Below are 20224 nucleotides of genomic sequence, written 5' to 3' on the forward strand. Positions count from 1 at the left end.
TTTACCAAAACCGGGGACATTCCCAGCTTCAGAGTAGAAAACCATACACTTTTTACTAGTGATAATTCGTTGAGGAACAGCCCACCGCGTAGCGGTTTAGTTCAACTTGTTTTAAAGTGAAAAAACCGAAGTTAACACAAACGTACAATTTGAGCAACACGGTTCCAACCCTCTCAAGAGGCTTATGTTTACTACTTCCTTCTTGTTATACTGCATGCATATACAGCACAACAAGAGAAACCTAGATGCGAGCGGAACCGACACATCTCTTAGATCAAGTGCGCAAGAGCATATGTTATAAACATTACAGTCTCGCGACAGGAAAACTGTATGTTAATTGGATCCACTTTTTATTAAGACGAAGGCCACCCCATCCAATTGATCCAACACAAACTTTACATCCCGCATTGCACAAATTTCTTGCATGCGCTTGCCATTTGATAGATAATCTAAATACGAATTGTTCTTATTTAGATTAAGTCCCGACTTCAAGGCAAATCACCATGAATACGCTGCAGGCTCCTCAACTTCCACGTCAATTTGCCACCGGTACGGTGATCACGCTTTTGCATGTGGCTTTGTTTGGTTTAATCGTATTGAATCCGGTTAAACATTTTCAGGCTGCGCCTAAGGAAACTGTCGTTTTGATGGTGCCAAGTATGTTGCCGAAGCCGGCATTGCCAGTGAATAAAGTGGTGATGGAGTCTGCGACAAAACCGAATAGCATCGCCGCACCTGTCGTCCCACAAATTGCTGTACAGCGTGAATCCCAAGATGCGATTACGGTTGCGCCTGCAGTCGCTGAAATCGCTCCTCAAACGACACCTGCGCCAGTAGCACCTAGCCCAATCATTGCCAAAGCTGAGCCTGCCGGTCCTAAGGTCGTTAGCGCCGTTGAGTATATCAATGCGCCACAAGCCGACTATCCACCAATGGCGCGTCGCATGGGTGAAGAAGGTCGCGTCGTTATGCAGGTTTTAGTCAACGATAAAGGTCGCGCAGAAAAAGTCGAGATTTTGAAATCTTCTGGCTTTGCGCGTTTAGATGAGTCTGCCAAACTCGCCCTGCTACGTGCGCTTTTCAAACCGTATGTGGAAGATGGCAAAGCAACGATGGTGTTGGCAACGGCAAGCATTAATTTTTCGCTGCGCGGCTAAAGAGAATTTTTGCACTTCACAAATAAAGAAAATGCATGTCGAGAGACATGCATTTTTTGTTGGTGCCCACTGTACAAGCGTTGGCATCAGCTCACTTTCGCTGCCACACTTGCCAGCGTTCTTTTCCTTCAAATACGGCTAGCGAATCACTGACTTCTTTGTCTTCCACGAGCACAAAATCATTTTGCATCAACGCGTAGAACTCGCTTGGATGGGTACGGAAAGGCGGCCCTTTTTTACTCGCATTGTCTGCATCATCGATTAAAAAATAGCCGATCAATTGTCCGCCGCTCGCTAGCAACTGCGCCCAACGGGCGACCACAGCCGAACGCTGCGTTGGCGGCAAAGCGCAAAAGAACGCACGCTCATAAATCACTGACAGTTGTGCACTCGGTGTATAGCTAAAGAAATCCGCCTGAACAATGCGATCTGCCCACGGCGACAATTGCGCCTTCGCAGTAGCGACTGCCGCTGGTGAAAAATCGATGGCGGTCACTTGCCAACCAACTTCAGATAAAAATCCCAGCTCGTGGGCATGACCGCAACCAGGAATCAAGCACACAGGCAAACTTGACTGTGTTTGTCCGATCTGCCGCACATAATCCTGCAAATTCTGTGGCACAGCACCACGATTCCAAGGCGTAAATCCTTGTTCAAAACGCTCATCCCAAAATTCGGGATGGCTCGGATTACGACTGGCAAATTCTGGCATTACACCACCGGCACCATGAAGAAATTCACATACGAAAAGGCCAGTATCACGCCTGCCACCAAACCAATGCCGAAATAAACTATCGTACGCAGCAAACTGTTGGTCGCACGTTGTTCCGCAATCAAACTCACCAACAATGCGTCATTGTTTTTACCCTCCGCCGCTCGGCTCAAGGCTTGATGCGCGAGACGTGGTAATTGCGGGAAAATATTACTGTAACGCGGTGCTTCTGCTTTGAGCTTGTCTATCAATCCGCGCCAACCGACCTGCTCACTCATCCAGCGTTCTAAGTAAGGTTTAGCGGTCTTCCACAGATCCAAATCCGGATCTAGCTGACGTCCCAAACCTTCGATATTGAGCAAGGTTTTTTGCAGCAAAACGAGTTGCGGTTGCACTTCGACATTAAAGCGGCGTGAAGTTTGGAACAGCCGCAATAAGACCTGACCAAAAGAAATATCTTTCAATGGACGATCAAAGATAGGTTCGCAACAAGCACGCACTGCCGCCTCAAGCTCATCAACGCGCGTTTCTTTTGGCGCCCAACCAGACTCAATGTGTGCCTCGGCCACGCGCTTATAATCACGTTGAAAAAACGCTAGGAAATTCTGCGATAAATAATCTTTATCGTAATCATTAAGCGTGCCGACAATACCAAAATCGAGCGCAATATAACGCCCTAAAGTGGCAGGCTCGATGGATACCAAAATATTCCCAGGATGCATATCCGCATGAAAGAAACCATCGCGGAAAATCTGGGTAAAGAAAATCGTCACACCATCACGCGACAACTTGGCCAGATCAACACCGGCTTCCTGCAGCTTATCGATTTGGGAAATCGGAATGCCCTTCATACGTTCCATCACAATCACGGATGAGGAGCATAAATCCCAGTACATTTCAGGTACGATCAATAAATCCGAGTCGGCAAAATTTCGGCGCAATTGACTACCATTGGCCGCTTCGCGCATCAAATCTAATTCATCATGCAAATACTTATCAAATTCACCGACCACTTCTTTGGCTTTTAAACGTTTGCCATCCGCCCACAAAAACTCTAACCAACCAGCAGCGATTTTCATCAGGGCGACATCGCGATCGATGGTGTCTTTCATCCCAGGGCGTAAAACCTTTACGGCGGCTTCACGACCATCTTTTAGGGTCGCAAAATGCACTTGCGCGATTGATGCAGAAGCGACTGGTACACGCTCAAAGCTAGCAAACAATTGATCAGGATGCGCGCCTAGGGACTTGGTAATTTGTGCCACCGCCAAATCAGGATCAAACGAAGGCACGCGGTCTTGTAGCAACGCCAGTTCGTTTGCGATGTCTGGTGGCATTAAGTCACGACGTGTTGACAGCACCTGACCAAACTTGACAAAAATAGGGCCCAAATCTTCTAAGGATTTACGCAAACGCTCACCACGAGGTGCAGACAAATCGCGCCAGAACAAGAGTGCTTTAATGACTTTGGCCGTGCGCGGAATCCGCAAGCCTGACATCGCGATTTCATCAATACCGTATTTCAGAACGATGCGAACAATTTTAAACAAACGTAGGGAATTTAAAATCATTGCTTAGCTACCTTCATCTTTTCTAATCGTTCTAGTCGTTTCATCAAACGCTCAACATCATCACGGGTTTTGCTCACTTGCTCACCAAACGCACGCACCGCTTGCGGGCGCACTAACATGGGATTTTCTTCTAAAAAATATTCAGCCAGATTTTCTTGTAGGTTTTGATGTGTGCGTTTCGCGTTTTCAAGCAAACTTTTACCAGTCGCCACCATGCGCACCGCAGTCACATCGCCAAATAATTTACTCAAATCTTCTTCCGCTTCCCACCGTAAATCTTGACTCAGTTGCGACAAGGTATTGGCAAAATCAGCATCGCCTTCAATCTTGACATAAGACACCGCGCGTTCACGATTTTGTGCGATCAATGGCAAGTCAGCTGGTTTGATTTTTAAAATCACTTGGTCAGGATTCGTTTCGCTGGGGTCTTCAGCAGCCAGCAACAATCCATCTGCGCCGACTTTGACACGCAACTGAAATAACTCGATATCAATACAAGCAGTCCTACCCGCATGTTTTTGCAGACGGGCTGCAGCCCATGGCTCTTGTGCCAACAAGTGATTCACAAACAGGATAAATGGAGTGGAAATCATAGGGATAAAATAAAAAACCGCGCATGACATCATGCGCGGTTCTTAGTTTAACAGCAAACCCTTAAAAGACCTTCAATCCGGCCAATTTCAAGCGTTTTTATCAGATACAAGTTTGTCCGAAAACAAGGCTGTACCGACATTCGACCAATTAATTCAACTGCTGAATACCAGCCAACAACCAACCACCTTGACCATTCACTGGTTTTGCCAAATTCCAAACTTCAGCAAATGCCTCAGGGTTAGTCGCGTTGCCTTCTTTGACCATACCTGTGAATTTCACACTAGCGACATAGTCATACGCTTGGGTTTCGATGCCTAACAATTCGGCATCCAAGGTCACTACATCCGTTTCATTCTTCGCTGTACCACGGTCTTGCAATTCCAGTTTCATTTCTGCAAACATTTCTGGTGACGTGAATTCACGAATATCATTGATATCACCACGATCCCATGCTGCTTGCAAACGAATGTAATTTGATTTCGCATGACGCAAAAATCCTGTCACATCGAAGTCGGCTGGGATAGTCCAGTTGCCTTGATTGGCTACTGGAGCCGCATCTGCACCTGCGCCACCAAAATTCGCTGTACTAACTGAAGCCGGTGTAAATGCTTTTGGCGCATTGTCATTCGGTGCATCCACACGCGAACCGATTTCAGGTAAAGCATTGTTATTTGGCATACCAGCATACGCAGGCTGTTGGTTAAACATGCTTGGCGCATTGCCTGCTGCATTACCAGCTTTTCTGCGTGTGAAGAAACGATACGCCATAAATGCCAACAAACCGATCGCTGCGAAAGTCAAAATTGAGCCCATCGCACTAGCCAAAGCGCCACCCATACCTAAAGAAGAGAACAAACCTGCCAACAACGCTCCACCAATCAAACCGCCCACGATGCCTTTCCAAGGAATCGATGGCTTAGGTGGCACCGCTGGTGTTGCCGCATTTGGCGCACCTGGTTTAGCTGCTTGAGCAGGATTTGCCGCGCTTGCCGCTGGTGCTTTTTGTGTCACATTATTTGATTGACGTCCAAAAGAGCCTTTCTTACCCATACGCTGTGCTTCAGCATCCGCAACCACCATGGTTGTCGCACCGAACAACAAAGCGACACTTAATAAAATATGTTTCATACAAATCTCCTTTTTATACTGCAAACTGTACACAAACTATCCGAACCGTTTTCAAACCACTTACAAACCTTCAGCAATCAATCTGTTTTGATCGACTGCCTTACAATTTAATTCCTGTGTGCAAAGCCGCCACACCTGCGGTCAAATTAAAATACTCAACGCGCTCCAAACCAGCTTCTTGCATCATGCCTTTCAGGGTTTCCTGATCGGGGTGCATGCGTATCGATTCAGCTAAATAACGATAACTGTCCGCATCATTCGCAATCTTTTGTCCCAACCAAGGCAGCACCTTGAATGAATAGACGTCATACGGTTTTTGCAAGGCATCAGGGACTTTAGAAAATTCCAACACCAACAATTTTCCGCCTGGCTTCAAGACCCGACGCATTTCCGCAAGCGCCTGATCTTTGTGCGTCATGTTACGCAAACCAAATGCGACACTAACGCGATCAAAATAATTGTCTGGAAACGGTAATTTCTCCGCATCACATAACAAAGTTGGGGTAATCAAACCTTTGTTCAAGAGACGATCACGACCTACGCGCAACATCGACTCATTGATATCGGTATGCCAGACTTCACCCGTTTTTCCTGCCTGCTTTACAAATTCTTTAGCCAGATCACCGGTTCCACCGGCAATATCGAGCACCTTGAATCCGGGCCGTATGCCTGCTTGCGCAACCGTGAAGATCTTCCAAACACGGTGCAAGCCAGCGGACATCAGATCATTCATGACATCGTATTTGGCTGCAACAGAATGGAATACTTCTGCCACTTTATGGACTTTTTCTTCTTCGGCGACCGTGGTGTAGCCGAAATGGGTAGTCGACCCATCTACTTTGTTTGCTTGCTCGCTCATCTTGATAATCTGCAGAGAATGAAAGATTATGATTTCTACGCATTGCTTCAGACTTGTCGACGAGACTGAAGCCGCGTTGTTAGAAATCGACAGGCGCGATTATAGAGCTGAATCAGGAATCTGATCAGCACCTAGCGCGATAATTCGTCGGTAGAAATTTCAAAAAATTACCTACGAACCGCATTTTGATCCGGTTTTAGGTGCAGGAATGGCGTCACGCCCCTCTTCGCCAGCATAACCAGCGGCTTGCAGGCGTGCTAAATAGTCTTGCCACAATGCTGCCTGATGCATGCCCAACCAATACAAGTATTCCCAAGTAAAGATACCTGTGCTGTGATCATCGGTGAAAATCGGTTTAATCGCGTAATTACCCACCGGTTCGATGCCAGTAATGCTGACCAAGCGTTTGCCAATTTGTAAAACCTCTTGCCCTTCGCCATGACCGCGTACTTCGGCTGAGGGTGAATACACGCGCATTAATTCAAATGGCAGCTCAAAACGTTTGCCGTCATCAAATTCGACTTCCAACAAACGCGATATGGTTCTGGCGTTCAGCGCTGTTGGATGGATTTTATGGGAAATTGGTGGTGGTAGTTGGTTCATGATTTTCTTATTTGATGGGTAATCAATTCAATTGGCTGCAGACTCGATCACTGTCATTCCTGCGCGCTTTTGGCAGGAATCCAGCGTCTTTCGTTGATCAAGCAACGCCAATGGGCTCCTGCCTTCGCAGGAGCGACAGCTAATGTTTCCTTAAAATAATTTAAGTCGCAAACTCACGTCGCAGAACTTCACGCAATTCGGGCAATAAAGCACGTTTCGTCTCAACTTCCGCAGAAACTCTATCCGTGGCCGCCCACACAGGATTCGGAAAGTGCGCGTCATCCTGATAACGTGGAATCACATGCCAATGCAGATGCGGCACCATATTACCTAAGCTTGCGAGATTGATTTTATGCGGCAGCATGACATCGCGTATCGCTTGTTCCACTTTGCAAACCGCTTGCATCAATGCGGAACGATCCACGATGGCTAAATCGGTCATTTCTTTAACATGCGCATTCCAGATCACACGGCAAAAACCAGGGTAGTTCGCGTCATCAACCAAGATCACGCGGAATTTAGGCGCGTTGACGATAACATCCTCATGTTTAGCAACACATAATTCGCAATCAGCCATTACACCAACACCCTTTCAATACCGCCGTTATTCGCATTAGCCACATATTCTGGCATCCAATTCTCCCCCAAAATATGTTTGGCCATCTCGACCACAATATAATCCGCCGTCGTAGCGGAGTCTTCGTTATAGCGCGACAAACCTTGCAAACAAGCCGGGCACGAGGTCAAGATTTTTACGTCACCATCAAAACCATCCGCACGTAATTTATCCGCACCTTTGAGCATTTCCTCTTCTTTGCGGAAACGAATTTGTGTGGAAATATCCGGACGCGACACGGCTAAAGTTCCAGCCTCACCGCAGCACCGATCATTCTTCTCAATCTTGGTGTCATCCACGGTCGTGATCAACGCATTCACCGTTTTCAACGGGTCTTGCAATTTCATCGGCGTATGGCAAGGGTCGTGATACATATAGCGTGTGCCATTGACAGCTGCCAGCTTCACGTCTTTCTCCAACAAGTATTCGTGAATATCGATAATGCGCGAACCCGGGAAAATTTTATCGAACTCATAGCCTTGGATTTGGTCGTAGCAAGTGCCGCAAGAGACCACCACAGTTTTGATATCGAGGTAATTCAGGGTATTTGCCATGCGATGAAATAGCACTCGATTATCGGTGATAATTTTTTCGGCTTTATCAAATTGACCTGCACTGCGTTGCGGATAGCCACAGCACAAATAACCTGGCGGCAAAACGGTTTGTACGCCAACATTCCACAACATGGCCTGCGTTGCCAAGCCAACTTGTGAAAACAGACGTTCTGAGCCACAGCCGGGGAAATAAAACACCGCTTCGGTATCTGAAGTCGTCGTCTTCGGATTGCGGATGATAGGAACAATTTTATCGTCTTCAATATCCAACAAGGCGCGTGCCGTTTTCTTCGGCAAATTGCCTGGCATTTTCTTATTGATGAAGTGAATCACTTGCTCCTTCATCGCTGGTTTACCGATACTTGCCGGTGGTGCTTTAGTTTGTTTCTTCGCGAATTTTTTGAGCAAAGTGTTGCCCCAGCGTTGAGCGCTCACACCCATGCCAAAGATGACCTGACGTGCTGCCTTAATCGTAGCAGGGTCTTTCGCATTCAAGAAAAACATCGCAGATGCAGTGCCAGGATTAAAGGACTTTTTATCCATCTTGCGCAAGAGATTGCGCATGTTCATGGAGACATCGCCAAAATCAATATCGACTGGACATGGCGTGACGCACTTGTGGCAAACCGTGCAGTGATCGGCCACATCTTCGAACTCTTCCCAATGTTTAATGGAAATACCGCGACGTGTTTGCTCTTCGTACAGGAAGGCTTCTACCAACAAGGATGTCGCCAAAATTTTATTGCGAGGCGAGTACAATAAATTGGCACGAGGCACGTGAGTGGCACAGACAGGCTTGCACTTACCGCAACGTAGGCAGTCTTTCACGCTATTGGCGATCGCACCGATATCACTTTGTTGCATGATCAGGGATTCATGCCCCATCAAGCCAAACGAAGGCGTGTAAGCATTACGCAAATCGGCCGCAAATTCAGGTAAATTTAAAAGCTTACCTTTATTGAAGCGCCCTTCTGGATCGATACGCAATTTATACGCACGGAAATCTTTAATTTCGTCTTCGGTCAAAAACTCTAACTTGGTAATACCGATACCGTGTTCGCCCGAAATCACACCATTTAAAGAACGTGCCAACACCATGATCCGTGCAACCGCATGATGCGCGACTTGCAGCATGTCGTAGTCGTCTGAATTAACAGGCAAATTCGTATGCACATTGCCGTCACCCGCATGCATGTGCAATGCGACGAAGACGCGACTACGCAATACTTTTTTATGTATCGCGGTGCATTCATCCAAGATTAATTTGAAAGCCGCACCATTGAAAATCTGGCGCAGCAGCGCACGCACTTCGGTTTTCCAAGAGACGCGGATAGTGCGATCTTGCACCACGTCAAACAAAGTCGCATCAGGCTGTTTTTGCAGACGTTGTTCGAACACGAAGTCGAGTTTATCCAATCCCAATTTACTCAATTCAACACGCGCATCGCGCAAGGGTTGATCGAGTTGCGTCAACAAATACGTCCAGCGCGCTTGTATCTCACTCAGCAATTGATCAGCTTGCGAAACGCGATCTTCGAGTAATTCTGCGGCGGGAATATCGTCGCCATCGGCGTCTTCGCTCTTACCCAAAGGCAGATTGCCGCGCAACACAAACTCTTTCAAAGCGGCGACACATGCCAGTTTATTTTGGATCGAGAGTTCAATATTGATTCGTTCGATACCGTCGGTGTATTCGCCCATACGGTCGAGCGGAATCACCACGTCTTCATTAATCTTAAACGCATTGGTGTGTTTAGAAATCGCGGCTGTTTTTGCGCGATCTAACCAGAATTTTTTACGTGCTTCCGGACTGACAGCAACGAAGCCTTCACCGACGCGGGCGTTCGCCATGCGGATCACTTCAGATGCTGCTTGCGCGACCGCATTTTCATCATCACCAACGATGTCGCCAAACAGCGCCATCTTGGGAATCACACCGCGTTTTGATTTAGTGGTGTAGCCAACCGCTTTCAAATAGCGTTCATCCAGATGTTCAAGACCTGCGAGAATCGCGCCACCTTTTTTAGTTTCACCATCGAGATAATCTTTGATCTCAACAATGCTAGGAATCGCATCGCGTGCTTGTCCGAAAAACTCCAAACAAACTGTGCGGGCGAATTTCGGCATCTTGTGCAAAATCCAGCGCGCGGATGTAATCAAGCCATCGCAACCTTCTTTCTGTACACCTGGCAAACCCGCGAGGAATTTGTCGGTCACGTCCTTACCCAAGCCTTCTTTGCGGAAGGTGCGTCCTGGGATATTTAAGAACTCCGTTTTGAAGGGGGTTTTCTCACCAGGATGTGTCCATTCCAATTGGAATTTAGCCAATTCGATATCATGAATTTTGCCGAAATTGTGTTCAAGACGTGTGACTTCCAGCCAATCACCATTCGGATCAACCATGCGCCAAGAGGCTAAGTTGTCGAGAGCTGTGCCCCACAACACGGCTTTCTTACCACCTGCATTCATCGCGACATTGCCGCCTATGCAGGAGGCTTCGGCTGAAGTTGGATCGACGGCGAAGACAAAGCCTGCCTTATCCGCAGCATCCGACACGCGCTTAGTCACCACACCAGCGCCAGAATAAATCACAGCGTAATCGCGATCCGCACCCGGCAAGCGCATCATTTCCACTGCGCCTAATTGTTCCAGTTTTTCGGTATTAATAACCGCGGATAATGGTGTCAAAGGAATCGCACCACCGGTGTAACCTGTGCCGCCACCGCGAGGAATAATCGTTAAACCTAGCGCAATGCAAGACTTCACCAGACCAGCCATTTCATCTTCGGTATCCGGCGTCAATACGACAAATGGATATTCGACGCGCCAGTCGGTCGCGTCAGTGACGTGCGAAACCCGACTTAAACCATCAAATTTGATATTGTCTTTCGCCGTGTATTTCGCCAACAGCTTGTTGGCTTTCTTGCGCAAGTCGTAGGTATCACGGAATTCTTTAGAAAAATCAGCGACCGCTTTGCGTGCGGCATTGACCAAAATTTCTACTGAGTTACTGCGATCTGCATCTTCAGAACTCACAGAATCAGTCGCCACCCGACGTTTTTCCACTTCATGCAAGCGATGGTTCAAAGCGTCGATCAAAGCCTGTCTACGCTTAGGATTCTCCAGCATATCGTCTTGCAAATAAGGATTGCGACGTACCACCCAAATATCACCAAGAACTTCATACAACATACGGGCAGAACGACCGGTCTGACGCTTGCCACGCAAATTGTCGAGCAAAGCCCAAGCGTCTTCGCCAAGCAGGCGAATCACAATTTCGCGGTCGGAAAACGAGGTGTAGTTGTACGGAATTTCACGTAAGCGGGTTGGCGCTGCGTTAGTTTTTCCATCACTGTCGTGATGAGGTGGAAGGCCTAAATGGTGGACTGGAGCATTCATCTGCAAATGGTTAGACGGATTTTAAAAACTAATTCTAGCCTATTGCGGTGCACCACGCAGGAACAGCCTTTACTTTTTTGCGGGTATCTTTTGATATATTGTGAAAAAGCCTGAGAAAATTCCGCATTCTCTCAAAAACCTTGAACATTTGGTATGGAAAATGTTGTTTTAACCGGATATTACACAGCAGTTGGAATAACAGATCAGCTCAAGCCAGCCAAACAGAAATGCGATGCCAAAACCCTTCGGGGACACTGAGAAGTAAATATGTCATGCTGAGATAACGCAAAAATTTGCCAATCGCCATATACAACATACAAGGCAAGGCTGGCAGCTTAAGCCAGCCGCCTAAGGCGCAAATCGGATCGCCGATAACAGGCAGCCATGCCAACAGCATGGTTTTTGCACCGTATCGTTCCAGCCAGGAAAACCATCGACTACTCCGCTCTCTTGCGAAGGTCTGCTTGGCCTCATAGCCAATCGCATAATTCACCATGCCGCCCAAAGTATTACCCACGGTGGCAACCAGCATGGTTAACCAAAACAACTCTGGGTTCGACTTGATCATGGCGAACACAGCTGGCTCAGAACCTAATGGAATCAAGGTCGCCGAGACAAAGCTGATGACAAAAACCGCCGTCAAACCAATTTTTGAGATGGCGAAAACACTAAACAACCAGGCAATAGCCGCTTCTATCATGGCTTTTTCATTAGGGATGAGGATGGATACATTATAATGGTTCGAACAGGACTTAAAAATTTTGCACTTATTTTACCGTCATTGCCGAGCACTACCCTTGCTGACAGACTGAAATAGGTTGGTTGCTTGCGCCATCGCGCCAGTGACACGGTCGATTCTGTACTCATCAACGCAGAATCGCTACAAACTCTAAAAGAGAATGTTGCATGATGTCCGAATTTGACATTTGACTCTCGTTTTTGAAAAAAGAATTCATCCATGGCTACCGATTACCTGAAAAAAATCCTCACTGCCCGCGTCTATGATGTGGCATTTGAAACTCCTTTAGAACTCGCTCCTACGCTGTCCAAACGTATGGACAACCACATTCACTTTAAACGTGAAGACATGCAAAGTGTGTTCAGTTTTAAGTTGCGCGGTGCCTATAATAAGATTGCGCATTTGACGCCAGCACAACTGAAGCGTGGCGTGATTTGCGCCTCGGCTGGCAACCATGCGCAAGGCGTAGCTCTGAGTGCCAAGCGTGTCGGCTGCAAAGCGGTGATCGTGATGCCAACCACCACGCCGCCAGTCAAAATTGACGCGGTGCGCGCCCATGGCGGCGATGCGGTAGAAATCGTCTTACATGGCGAGTCATATACAGATGCCTATGACCATGCATTAACCTTAGAAAAAAAACGCAAACTGACCTTCGTTCATCCGTTCGATGATCCAGACGTCATCGCGGGTCAAGGTACGGTTGGGATGGAAATTTTACGTCAACATGCAGGCCCTATTCATGCCATTTTTGTCGCGATTGGTGGTGGTGGTTTGATCGCCGGTGTTTCGGCTTATGTGAAAGCAGTCCGCCCCGACATCAAAATTATCGGCGTGCAAACTGTCGATTCGGATGGCATGTATCGCAGTCTGAAAGCGGGAAAGCGAGTGACCTTGACGGACGTTGGTTTATTTTCTGATGGCACTGCCGTAAAGCTCGTCGGCGAGGAAACTTTCCGTCTGGCGAAACAGTACGTCGATGAAGTGATCTTGGTTGATACCGATGAAGTCTGTGCTGCAATCAAGGATGTCTTCCAAGATACTCGCTCAATTTTAGAGCCAGCCGGAGCACTCGCGGTTGCAGGCTGCAAGGCCTATATCGAACGCGCCAAGGCCAACAAAAAGCCGTTAAAAAATGAAACCATGGTGACCATCGCTTGTGGCGCCAACATGAACTTCGACCGCTTACGTTTTGTTGCAGAACGCGCCGAAGTGGGCGAAGCACGTGAAGCCGTGTTCGCTGTGACTATCCCCGAAATTCAGGGCAGTTTCAAACGTTTTTGTGAACTCGTTGGTCCACGCAATGTTACCGAATTTAACTACCGTATCAGTGATAAAAAAGAAGCGCATATTTTTGTCGGCGTGCAAGTCACCAATCGAGAAGAGTCAAGCAAAATCGCGAAGAATTTTGTCAAACACGGTTTCCCTACTTTGGACTTAACCGACGATGAATTGGCTAAACTTCACATCCGCCATCTAGTCGGCGGTAAGAGCGAGTTGGCAGAAAACGAATTGCTGTATCGCTTCGAATTTCCAGAACGTCCAGGCGCGTTAATGCGCTTCTTAAATAGCATGGCACCAAACTGGAATATCAGTCTATTTCACTACCGCAATCATGGTGCTGACTATGGTCGTACTCTAGTAGGTTTGCAAGTACCGAAAAAAGAAATGAAGGCTTTCAAAGAATTTTTGAATGGCCTTGGATATCGCTACTGGGATGAGAGCGATAATCCGGTTTATAAACTATTCCTGGGATAAATCCTTGGATGCTGGATATGACATATCACTTATTAAGTTAAGAAATAGGTTAAGAAATGTAGGACGGGTGCAACCCGCGCTGCCAGAACCTAGTGCAACGCGAACCGACCTATGTGCGGCGCGGGTTGCACCCGCCCTACATGACTGCCTCAACTTGATGACGCAATGTTCATCATCCAGCCATATTTTTTGATGGAAAAACACGCACTATGAGCACTTCCAATAATTCACCTGAACAATCACAACTAGGCAAAACGTCGGCATATCAAACGCAGTATGACCCCAGTTTAATTTTTCCAATTCCACGCGCCGAAAAACGCGCCGAAATTGGTTTGAAAATTGTCGATGGTAAGGCAATCAATTTACCGTTTTTCGGCATGGATCTTTGGAACGCCTACGAAGTCTCGTGGCTAAATATGCGTGGCAAACCGCAGGTCGCTATTGTCAGTGTATTCGCACCAGCCGATTCTCCGAATATCGTCGAGTCGAAATCTTTCAAACTGTATCTGAACTCGTTTAATCAGACCAAATTAGCGGGTGCGGAAGCCTTGTTGAGTTTATTACAAACCGATTTATCCAATGGCTTCGGCGCTCCGGTACAAATTACCATCACGCCGCAAGAACATTTTGGCAAAGCCGCATTTCGAGAATTAGACGGTTTATTACTCGATCGATTGGATATTGAAGTTGACCAGTATTCACCGATGCCAACAATTTTAAGCGCGGATCACAGCCAATCGGCGGTCGAGGAAACCTTGGTCTCGCATTTACTCAAATCCAATTGTTTGGTCACGGGACAACCGGATTGGGCCAGTGTACAAATTACCTATGTTGGTGCACCTATCGATCAAGAAGCCCTTCTGAGATATTTAATTGGCTTTAGAAACCATAACGAATTTCACGAGCAATGTGTAGAACGCATATTCTGCGACCTAATGCAGTATTGCCGCCCGCAAAAACTGTCGGTGTATGCTCGCTACACACGCCGTGGCGGCCTCGACATTAATCCGTGGCGCACCAATTTTTCAACGGGGAAAATGCCCTCAAATCTGCGTAGTGCACGTCAATAATTTAAACAGAGAACACTACTTCAAATCGATATAACACTGCGATAAAACAACGCTTCTGTCTCTATGCGTTCTATACTGCAATACACTAGCGAGCAAAAGTCGACATCGTTACGCATTGATGCTTGCTCAGCGTGTTCGCATAGAGTACATTTACTTGTTTTTTTATTTAGCTTATTCGCGTTGATTTTCGCTTGGCTGTTTCGTTTCTCTACTTAAATTATTGGTCTTATGTATTCCGTTAATTGGCAAATGCTCTTAGAGCAACACGCACAAGATGCTGTCATCGTTCTAATTGATGGAACCATAGTCCATGCAAACCAGTTAGGAATTAACCTACTCAGTGCAAAAAATCTGAATGAAATTGCGGGCCTGCGGTGGACCGCATTTTTAGAGTTTAGCCATCCGAATCAAGTGAAAACCCATCTGCAGGCTGGGAGTAGTTTACTACCCAATGCGATCGCGGAATTTTGCCAACTCAAAACTCGCCAGTCCCAAGTTCTGGACGTCGAAGTTCGGTTACATAGCTTTCCTGTATTGCGCAACACGGCCTATATTTTGCGACTGCGCAATTTACAAACACAGCCTATTGCAAAGTCTTTCCACGTTCAACGAAGCGCTGCGGGAGCACCACAAAATAGCTTGAGTCATGAAGCCTTGCATCATGAAAAAGAAATTTTGGAAATGATCGCGCTCGACAATCCACTCACACAGATTTTGCAAGATGTGTGTGACCGCATGGAGCGTCTGTTAGACAACGGCTCTATGTGCACCATTATGTTGTTTGATCAGGAAAGCCAAAAACTACGGTTGGCTGCGGCACCGAGTATGGAAGCCGAATTCCACAATGAAATGGACCACATCGAAATCGCAATGGGTAATTGGTCATGTGGTGTAGCAATCCAATCGGCAAAAATTAAGATCGTTGACAATATCGAGACCAGCGAACTCTGGCAATTTCACCGCCATATTCCCTTGCAATATGGCATGCGCTCATGCTGGTCAGTACCGATTAAAACGGCTTTCAATGCCTTACTTGGAACGGTCGATTTATATCATCGCAATCAAAGACGCCCAAGTGACGATGAGCAAACTTTGATTATGGACGCCATGCATGTTATTGCATTGGCGATCGATAAAAAGAATATGGAACATAGCTTAGCGACCAGTGAAGATCGCTATCGCTCTGTGGTCAACAATTTGACCGAAGGCATTATGGTGATTGCCCCAGGTGGCAAAATTCTCACTTGTAACCCCAGTGCACAACGTATTCTCAAAATTCAAGATATTGATACAACCGGGCGTCGCCATCGTTATTTCAAACGGATTTTTCGTGACGATGGTAGTGAAATTCAAATAGGCGATGATCCGGCCTCGATGGTGTTGAAAAATGGCGAAGCCATCTCTAATTTATCGATAGGCATGCAGTTGCACGACAATGCCACCGTTTGGCTATTAGTGAATGTTCAACCTATCCATCATGCCCGTAGCAGCAGTAAAACCGAAGCGGTATTGATTTCGTTCACCGACACAACGGAAGTCAGAGAAACCGAGCGTCAGCTGCAATATATCGCGACCCACGACGCTTTAACAGGTTTACCAAATCGCCACCAATTACAACAACGGCTAGCCAATGCTCTAGCGCACACTTATGAGCAAAAAGTTGCAGTCATTTTCCTAGATTTAGATCACTTTAAAAACGTCAATGATACCGCTGGTCATGCTGCGGGTGACGGCTTACTGTGCGATGTTGCCAAACGCCTTAGTTCGTGTATTCGTGCGACCGATATGCTGGCACGACTTGGGGGTGATGAATTCGTGATTGTGGTGGAAGAGTTCGATACGGCCCAACATCTGAAAGAATTAGCTGATCGGATTTTGACTAAAATGCGAGAGCCTTTCGTCATCGATCAACATCAGTACCATCTAGGAACGTCGATTGGTATCAGCGTATTCCCGCATGACGGCACCGATGGTCCGACCCTTTTACGTTGTGCCGATTCGGCGATGTATTTAGCGAAAGAGCTAGGGCGCAATAATTACCAATTTTTCACTTCCGATTTAATGATACGGGCGCAGCATCGTTATACCTTGGAAAGAAACTTGCGTCGTGCCCTGGTTGATGATGAATTCCTGCTCTATTATCAAGCCAAATTAAACCTAATAGATGGCAGCATAGTCGGAGCTGAGGCCTTAATTCGTTGGCAAATGCCCGATATGGGACTGATCGCGCCGAACGAATTTATTCCCTTCGCCGAAGAAATCGGTTTGATTGTCCCGATGGGGCGATGGGTGCTGACTAAAGCTTGTGAACAAGCACAGAAATGGCGTCAAGAGTTTGAAATTGATTTCAAAATCAGCGTCAACATTTCACCTAAACAATTTCAGGACCCCAAATTACCGCAATTTATTTTGGAAGTTTTGCTCGCCTCTGGCTTACCAGCTCACGCCTTACAGCTTGAGATTACCGAGGGTTTATTAATGGTCGAGGCCGAGCATCTAAGCTTGGTATTTGATGCCATTAAAACCTTAGGCATCAGTATTTCTTTGGATGATTTCGGCACTGGCTTTTCGTCTTTATCGTATCTGCAACGCTTTCCTATCGACAATCTCAAGATTGACCGATCTTTCATTCGTGAGATCCCAGAAAATCAAGACTCAGTGGTGCTTACCAAAGCGATTATTGCGATGTCTAGCGCATTAGGTATGAGCGTCACTGCCGAGGGTGTTGAAAATATAGAACAAATGGATTTCTTGAAAGATGCCGGCTGCGATGAAGTTCAAGGCTTTTATTTCAGTAAACCAATTTCTGTGGAACAGTTCACACAACTTCTTAGTCAACACCGACACAAAGCTAACAGCGACATGAAGTAAACCGGAAAATCCGTGCTGAAATTCGCTCAGCGCCAAAAAGAAGCCTATAATCGCGCACTAAGTTCGACAGCGACAACAATTTGCAATCAAATCCATGCAAATCGTATGTAAAAAGCTGCAAGACATTTACGTCAACAAGCACAGGCCATTTCCGCCATATGACAAATATCGCAAAAATTCTGCCCCAAGAAAATGTTTTATTAGATTTAGATGTATCGAGTAAAAAACGGGCATTTGAACAAGCAGGTTTACTGTTTGAAAACAATTGCAGCATTGCCCGCTCCACGGTTTCTGAAAATCTATTTGCCCGTGAGCGCCTAGGCTCCACCGGGCTAGGACACGGCGTAGCGGTTCCCCATGGTCGCATCAAAGGTTTAAAACACCCTATCGCTGCTTTTGTGCGATTACAGGAGGCGATTCCTTTTGAGTCACCAGACGGCCAGGCAGTAAATTTGCTGATCTTCCTCTTGATGCCGGACAATGTCACACAACAACATTTAGAAATCCTCTCAGAGATCGCTGAAATGTTGTCAGACGACGCATTTCGCACTTCACTACAGGTGGAACAAGATGCGAAGTTAGTCTATGAGCAGCTCACCACATGGGAACCCAAAGGCCTATAATTGATCGTTTCGCTGTGTTCTAAATGCGAATGTGGTAAAGAGATTTTTATCGAGAATGACCTCGCTATACTTACTCTTCACTCCCCCTTGATCAGCTACGGAACTATCCTATGCCATTGACCACAGAATTAACGATACAGAAGATTTTTGATGACAATCGCGATACCTTGCAATTAGGCTGGTTTGCTGGATTCTCTGGTAGCGATAAACAAATCACAGATGATGCCACCGCCTCTTCTGATCAAGTTGGACATCTCAACTTAATTCATCCTGGTCGAATTCAAGTTCTCGGCCATCAAGAAATTGATTACTTTCACCGATTGTCCCCAGGCTCACGGGCAAACCTGATCAAAGAATTAGTTGCAGGTCATCCCCCAGCGTTAATCGTTGCACAAGGTTTAGAGTCACCACAAACTTTTTTGAACGTCTGTGACGACAATAATATCCCCCTGTTTTCTACACCGTTGCCAGCTGCACAGGTGATCGATTATTTACGGGTATATTTATCGAAAAAGTTAGCGCCGCAAGTGACTATGCATGGGGTGTTTATGGACGTGCTTGGTGTGGGAGTCTTAATTACAGGCGAGTCAGGTTTAGGCAAAAGCGAGCTTGGTCTGGAATTAATTTCCCGTAGTCATGGCCTCGTGGCGGATGATGCGGTCGAATTTTCACGCATTGCACCCAATATGATAGAAGGCCGCTGTCCGCCAATTTTACAAAATCTGTTAGAGGTTCGTGGACTAGGCTTGCTCGATATTAAAGCCATATTTGGCGAAACCGCTGTGCGCCGCAAGATGCGTTTAAAACTCATCGTCCACCTAGTTCGCCGCAGTACCTTGGAAGAAAATTACGAACGCTTACCGATCGACTCTCAATCACAAGATGTGCTGGGTCTACAAATCAGAAAAGTCGTTATTCCTGTCGCTGCTGGGCGTAACATCGCGGTGTTGCTGGAAGCAGCGGTGCGCAATACCATATTGCAATTACGTGGCATCAATACTTTGGAAGATTTTATGGAAAGACAGCGTCGTGCTATGGACGAAACGCTGGGATAAAACATCATGCGTATATTATTGATTTCAGGAATTTCGGGTTCGGGCAAATCTGTGGCATTAAATGTTATTGAAGATGCTGGTTATTATTGCGTAGATAATTTGCCACCGAATCTATTAATTGATTTAATAAAGACCCTGGAAACAGATGGCGTCAAAAGTGCCGCGATTGCCATCGACTCACGTAGTACGCATCAATTACAAAACGTCGCCACTACCATTGAACAATTGCGACAACTGGGTCATGAAGTCAAAGTGCTCTTTTTAACAGCCAACTCAGAAACCTTAATTGCCCGTTTTTCCGAAACTCGCCGCAGTCATCCACTTTCACATCACTTACAGGCTACGCATATCACTGATTGCAACTTAAGTCTGACAGAATGTATACAAGAAGAACGGGAGCTTCTCTCTCCCCTACAATTTCTTGGACATGTCATCGACACATCGAATTTGAGTGCTAATCATTTACGTAATTGGATTAGAGACGAGATCGCGGTTGAACACGCCTCACTAATACTCATGTTTGAATCATTTGCCTTCAAAGTTGGCGTACCACTCGACGTCGATTTTGTGTTTGATGTCAGAATCTTACCTAACCCCCATTATGATCATGCCCTTCGCCCTTTGACTGGGCGCGATCAACCTGTGATCGAATTCTTAGAAACGCAGGCTATGGCGCAAGAGCTTTATGACGATATTTTAACTTTCATCGACAAATGGCTCCCCTCATTTAAACGTGACAACCGCAGCTACTTGACGATCGGCATTGGCTGCACTGGCGGACAGCATCGCTCAGTCTATATGGTAGAAAAACTGGCGAAGTATTTTCAACAAAAAGAGCGAGTTTTGATTCGTCATCGCCAGACACATTAAATGTTAAGCCGCAAAAAAAGCCGTTCAAAATGAATTGAACGGCTTTTT

General features: G+C 46.5%; 16 protein-coding genes. 7 read left to right on the plus strand and 9 right to left on the minus strand.

The features are described 5' to 3' along the window. Positions 1-503 precede the first annotated feature (503 nt). A complete protein-coding gene (locus tag H8K52_RS17680; RefSeq protein ID WP_186924239.1) occupies positions 504-1157 on the plus strand; it encodes an energy transducer TonB in 654 nt (217 codons plus the stop codon). A gap of 91 nt (positions 1158-1248) precedes the next feature. Here the strand turns inward: H8K52_RS17680 and H8K52_RS17685 are convergent, their stop codons facing one another. The 9 genes from H8K52_RS17685 to H8K52_RS17725 form a co-directional block, all read right to left on the minus strand. Further along, a complete protein-coding gene (locus H8K52_RS17685) occupies positions 1249-1869 on the minus strand; it encodes a methyltransferase domain-containing protein (protein ID WP_186924240.1) in 621 nt (206 codons plus the stop codon). Then, entirely contained in the window at positions 1869-3440 is a 1572-nt protein-coding gene (gene ubiB, locus H8K52_RS17690; protein WP_186924241.1) for a ubiquinone biosynthesis regulatory protein kinase UbiB, read from the minus strand. Before ubiB ends, H8K52_RS17685 begins: the two co-directional genes overlap by 1 nt. Then, entirely contained in the window at positions 3437-4033 is a 597-nt protein-coding gene (locus H8K52_RS17695) for a ubiquinone biosynthesis accessory factor UbiJ (RefSeq protein ID WP_186924242.1), read from the minus strand. Before H8K52_RS17695 ends, ubiB begins: the two co-directional genes overlap by 4 nt. A 148-nt stretch (positions 4034-4181) precedes the next feature. Then, entirely contained in the window at positions 4182-5162 is a 981-nt protein-coding gene (locus H8K52_RS17700; RefSeq protein ID WP_186924243.1) for a Tim44 domain-containing protein, read from the minus strand. A 100-nt stretch (positions 5163-5262) separates the two neighbouring features. Continuing rightward, the gene (gene ubiE / locus H8K52_RS17705; protein WP_186924244.1) at positions 5263-6021 is read right to left on the minus strand and encodes a bifunctional demethylmenaquinone methyltransferase/2-methoxy-6-polyprenyl-1,4-benzoquinol methylase UbiE; all 759 of its coding nucleotides are present in this window, start codon (positions 6019-6021) and stop codon (positions 5263-5265) included. Between the two features lie 171 nt (positions 6022-6192). Continuing rightward, positions 6193-6624 (minus strand): gamma-butyrobetaine hydroxylase family protein, encoded by a 432-nt coding sequence (locus H8K52_RS17710; protein WP_186924245.1) that lies wholly within the window; start codon positions 6622-6624, stop codon positions 6193-6195. Between the two features lie 160 nt (positions 6625-6784). Next, complete coding sequence (locus H8K52_RS17715; protein ID WP_186924246.1) at positions 6785-7201, minus strand: HIT family protein; 417 nt, start codon at positions 7199-7201, stop codon at positions 6785-6787. Further along, complete coding sequence (locus H8K52_RS17720) at positions 7201-11193, minus strand: DUF3683 domain-containing protein (RefSeq protein WP_186924247.1); 3993 nt, start codon at positions 11191-11193, stop codon at positions 7201-7203. Before H8K52_RS17720 ends, H8K52_RS17715 begins: the two co-directional genes overlap by 1 nt. A 208-nt stretch (positions 11194-11401) precedes the next feature. Beyond that, complete coding sequence (locus H8K52_RS17725) at positions 11402-11893, minus strand: YqaA family protein (RefSeq protein ID WP_186924248.1); 492 nt, start codon at positions 11891-11893, stop codon at positions 11402-11404. Between the two features lie 258 nt (positions 11894-12151). Between H8K52_RS17725 and ilvA the strand changes: the two genes are divergently transcribed. The 6 genes from ilvA to rapZ all read left to right on the plus strand — a co-directional run bounded on the left by ilvA (position 12152) and on the right by rapZ (position 20176). Continuing rightward, the gene (gene ilvA / locus H8K52_RS17730; protein ID WP_186924249.1) at positions 12152-13687 is read left to right on the plus strand and encodes a threonine ammonia-lyase, biosynthetic; all 1536 of its coding nucleotides are present in this window, start codon (positions 12152-12154) and stop codon (positions 13685-13687) included. Between the two features lie 209 nt (positions 13688-13896). Beyond that, complete coding sequence (gene queF / locus H8K52_RS17735; protein WP_186924250.1) at positions 13897-14757, plus strand: NADPH-dependent 7-cyano-7-deazaguanine reductase QueF; 861 nt, start codon at positions 13897-13899, stop codon at positions 14755-14757. 228 nt (positions 14758-14985) lie between these two features. Beyond that, positions 14986-17628, plus strand: coding sequence for a sensor domain-containing phosphodiesterase (locus H8K52_RS17740; RefSeq protein WP_186924251.1), 2643 nt, complete (start codon positions 14986-14988; stop codon positions 17626-17628). A gap of 158 nt (positions 17629-17786) precedes the next feature. Then, positions 17787-18251, plus strand: a complete 465-nt coding sequence (locus tag H8K52_RS17745) for a PTS sugar transporter subunit IIA (protein ID WP_186924252.1) — start codon at positions 17787-17789, stop codon at positions 18249-18251. Between the two features lie 110 nt (positions 18252-18361). Beyond that, a complete protein-coding gene (hprK, locus tag H8K52_RS17750) occupies positions 18362-19306 on the plus strand; it encodes an HPr(Ser) kinase/phosphatase (RefSeq protein ID WP_186924253.1) in 945 nt (314 codons plus the stop codon). Between the two features lie 6 nt (positions 19307-19312). Then, a complete protein-coding gene (rapZ, locus tag H8K52_RS17755) occupies positions 19313-20176 on the plus strand; it encodes an RNase adapter RapZ (RefSeq protein ID WP_186924254.1) in 864 nt (287 codons plus the stop codon). The last annotated feature ends 48 nt before the right edge of the window (positions 20177-20224 follow it).

Origin of the sequence: Affinundibacterium seohonense, assembly GCF_014284305.1 — a bacterium.
Lineage (GTDB): Bacteria > Pseudomonadota > Gammaproteobacteria > Burkholderiales > Burkholderiaceae_D > Undibacterium > Undibacterium seohonense.

Excerpts from the sequence above, each read along its gene's own strand:
- H8K52_RS17685 (WP_186924240.1), bottom strand. The coding sequence starts at position 1,869 with ATGCCAGAATTTGCCAGTCGTAATCCGAGCCATCCCGAATTTTGGGAT.
- H8K52_RS17740 (WP_186924251.1), top strand. The coding sequence starts at position 14,986 with ATGTATTCCGTTAATTGGCAAATGCTCTTAGAGCAACACGCACAAGAT.
- H8K52_RS17720 (WP_186924247.1), bottom strand. The coding sequence starts at position 11,193 with ATGAATGCTCCAGTCCACCATTTAGGCCTTCCACCTCATCACGACAGT.
- H8K52_RS17700 (WP_186924243.1), bottom strand. The coding sequence starts at position 5,162 with ATGAAACATATTTTATTAAGTGTCGCTTTGTTGTTCGGTGCGACAACC.
- H8K52_RS17710 (WP_186924245.1), bottom strand. The coding sequence starts at position 6,624 with ATGAACCAACTACCACCACCAATTTCCCATAAAATCCATCCAACAGCG.
- H8K52_RS17745 (WP_186924252.1), top strand. The coding sequence starts at position 17,787 with ATGACAAATATCGCAAAAATTCTGCCCCAAGAAAATGTTTTATTAGAT.
- rapZ (WP_186924254.1), top strand. The coding sequence starts at position 19,313 with ATGCGTATATTATTGATTTCAGGAATTTCGGGTTCGGGCAAATCTGTG.
- ilvA (WP_186924249.1), top strand. The coding sequence starts at position 12,152 with ATGGCTACCGATTACCTGAAAAAAATCCTCACTGCCCGCGTCTATGAT.
- H8K52_RS17680 (WP_186924239.1), top strand. The coding sequence starts at position 504 with ATGAATACGCTGCAGGCTCCTCAACTTCCACGTCAATTTGCCACCGGT.
- hprK (WP_186924253.1), top strand. The coding sequence starts at position 18,362 with ATGCCATTGACCACAGAATTAACGATACAGAAGATTTTTGATGACAAT.
- H8K52_RS17715 (WP_186924246.1), bottom strand. The coding sequence starts at position 7,201 with ATGGCTGATTGCGAATTATGTGTTGCTAAACATGAGGATGTTATCGTC.
- H8K52_RS17695 (WP_186924242.1), bottom strand. The coding sequence starts at position 4,033 with ATGATTTCCACTCCATTTATCCTGTTTGTGAATCACTTGTTGGCACAA.
- ubiE (WP_186924244.1), bottom strand. The coding sequence starts at position 6,021 with ATGAGCGAGCAAGCAAACAAAGTAGATGGGTCGACTACCCATTTCGGC.
- H8K52_RS17725 (WP_186924248.1), bottom strand. The coding sequence starts at position 11,893 with ATGATAGAAGCGGCTATTGCCTGGTTGTTTAGTGTTTTCGCCATCTCA.
- queF (WP_186924250.1), top strand. The coding sequence starts at position 13,897 with ATGAGCACTTCCAATAATTCACCTGAACAATCACAACTAGGCAAAACG.
- ubiB (WP_186924241.1), bottom strand. The coding sequence starts at position 3,440 with ATGATTTTAAATTCCCTACGTTTGTTTAAAATTGTTCGCATCGTTCTG.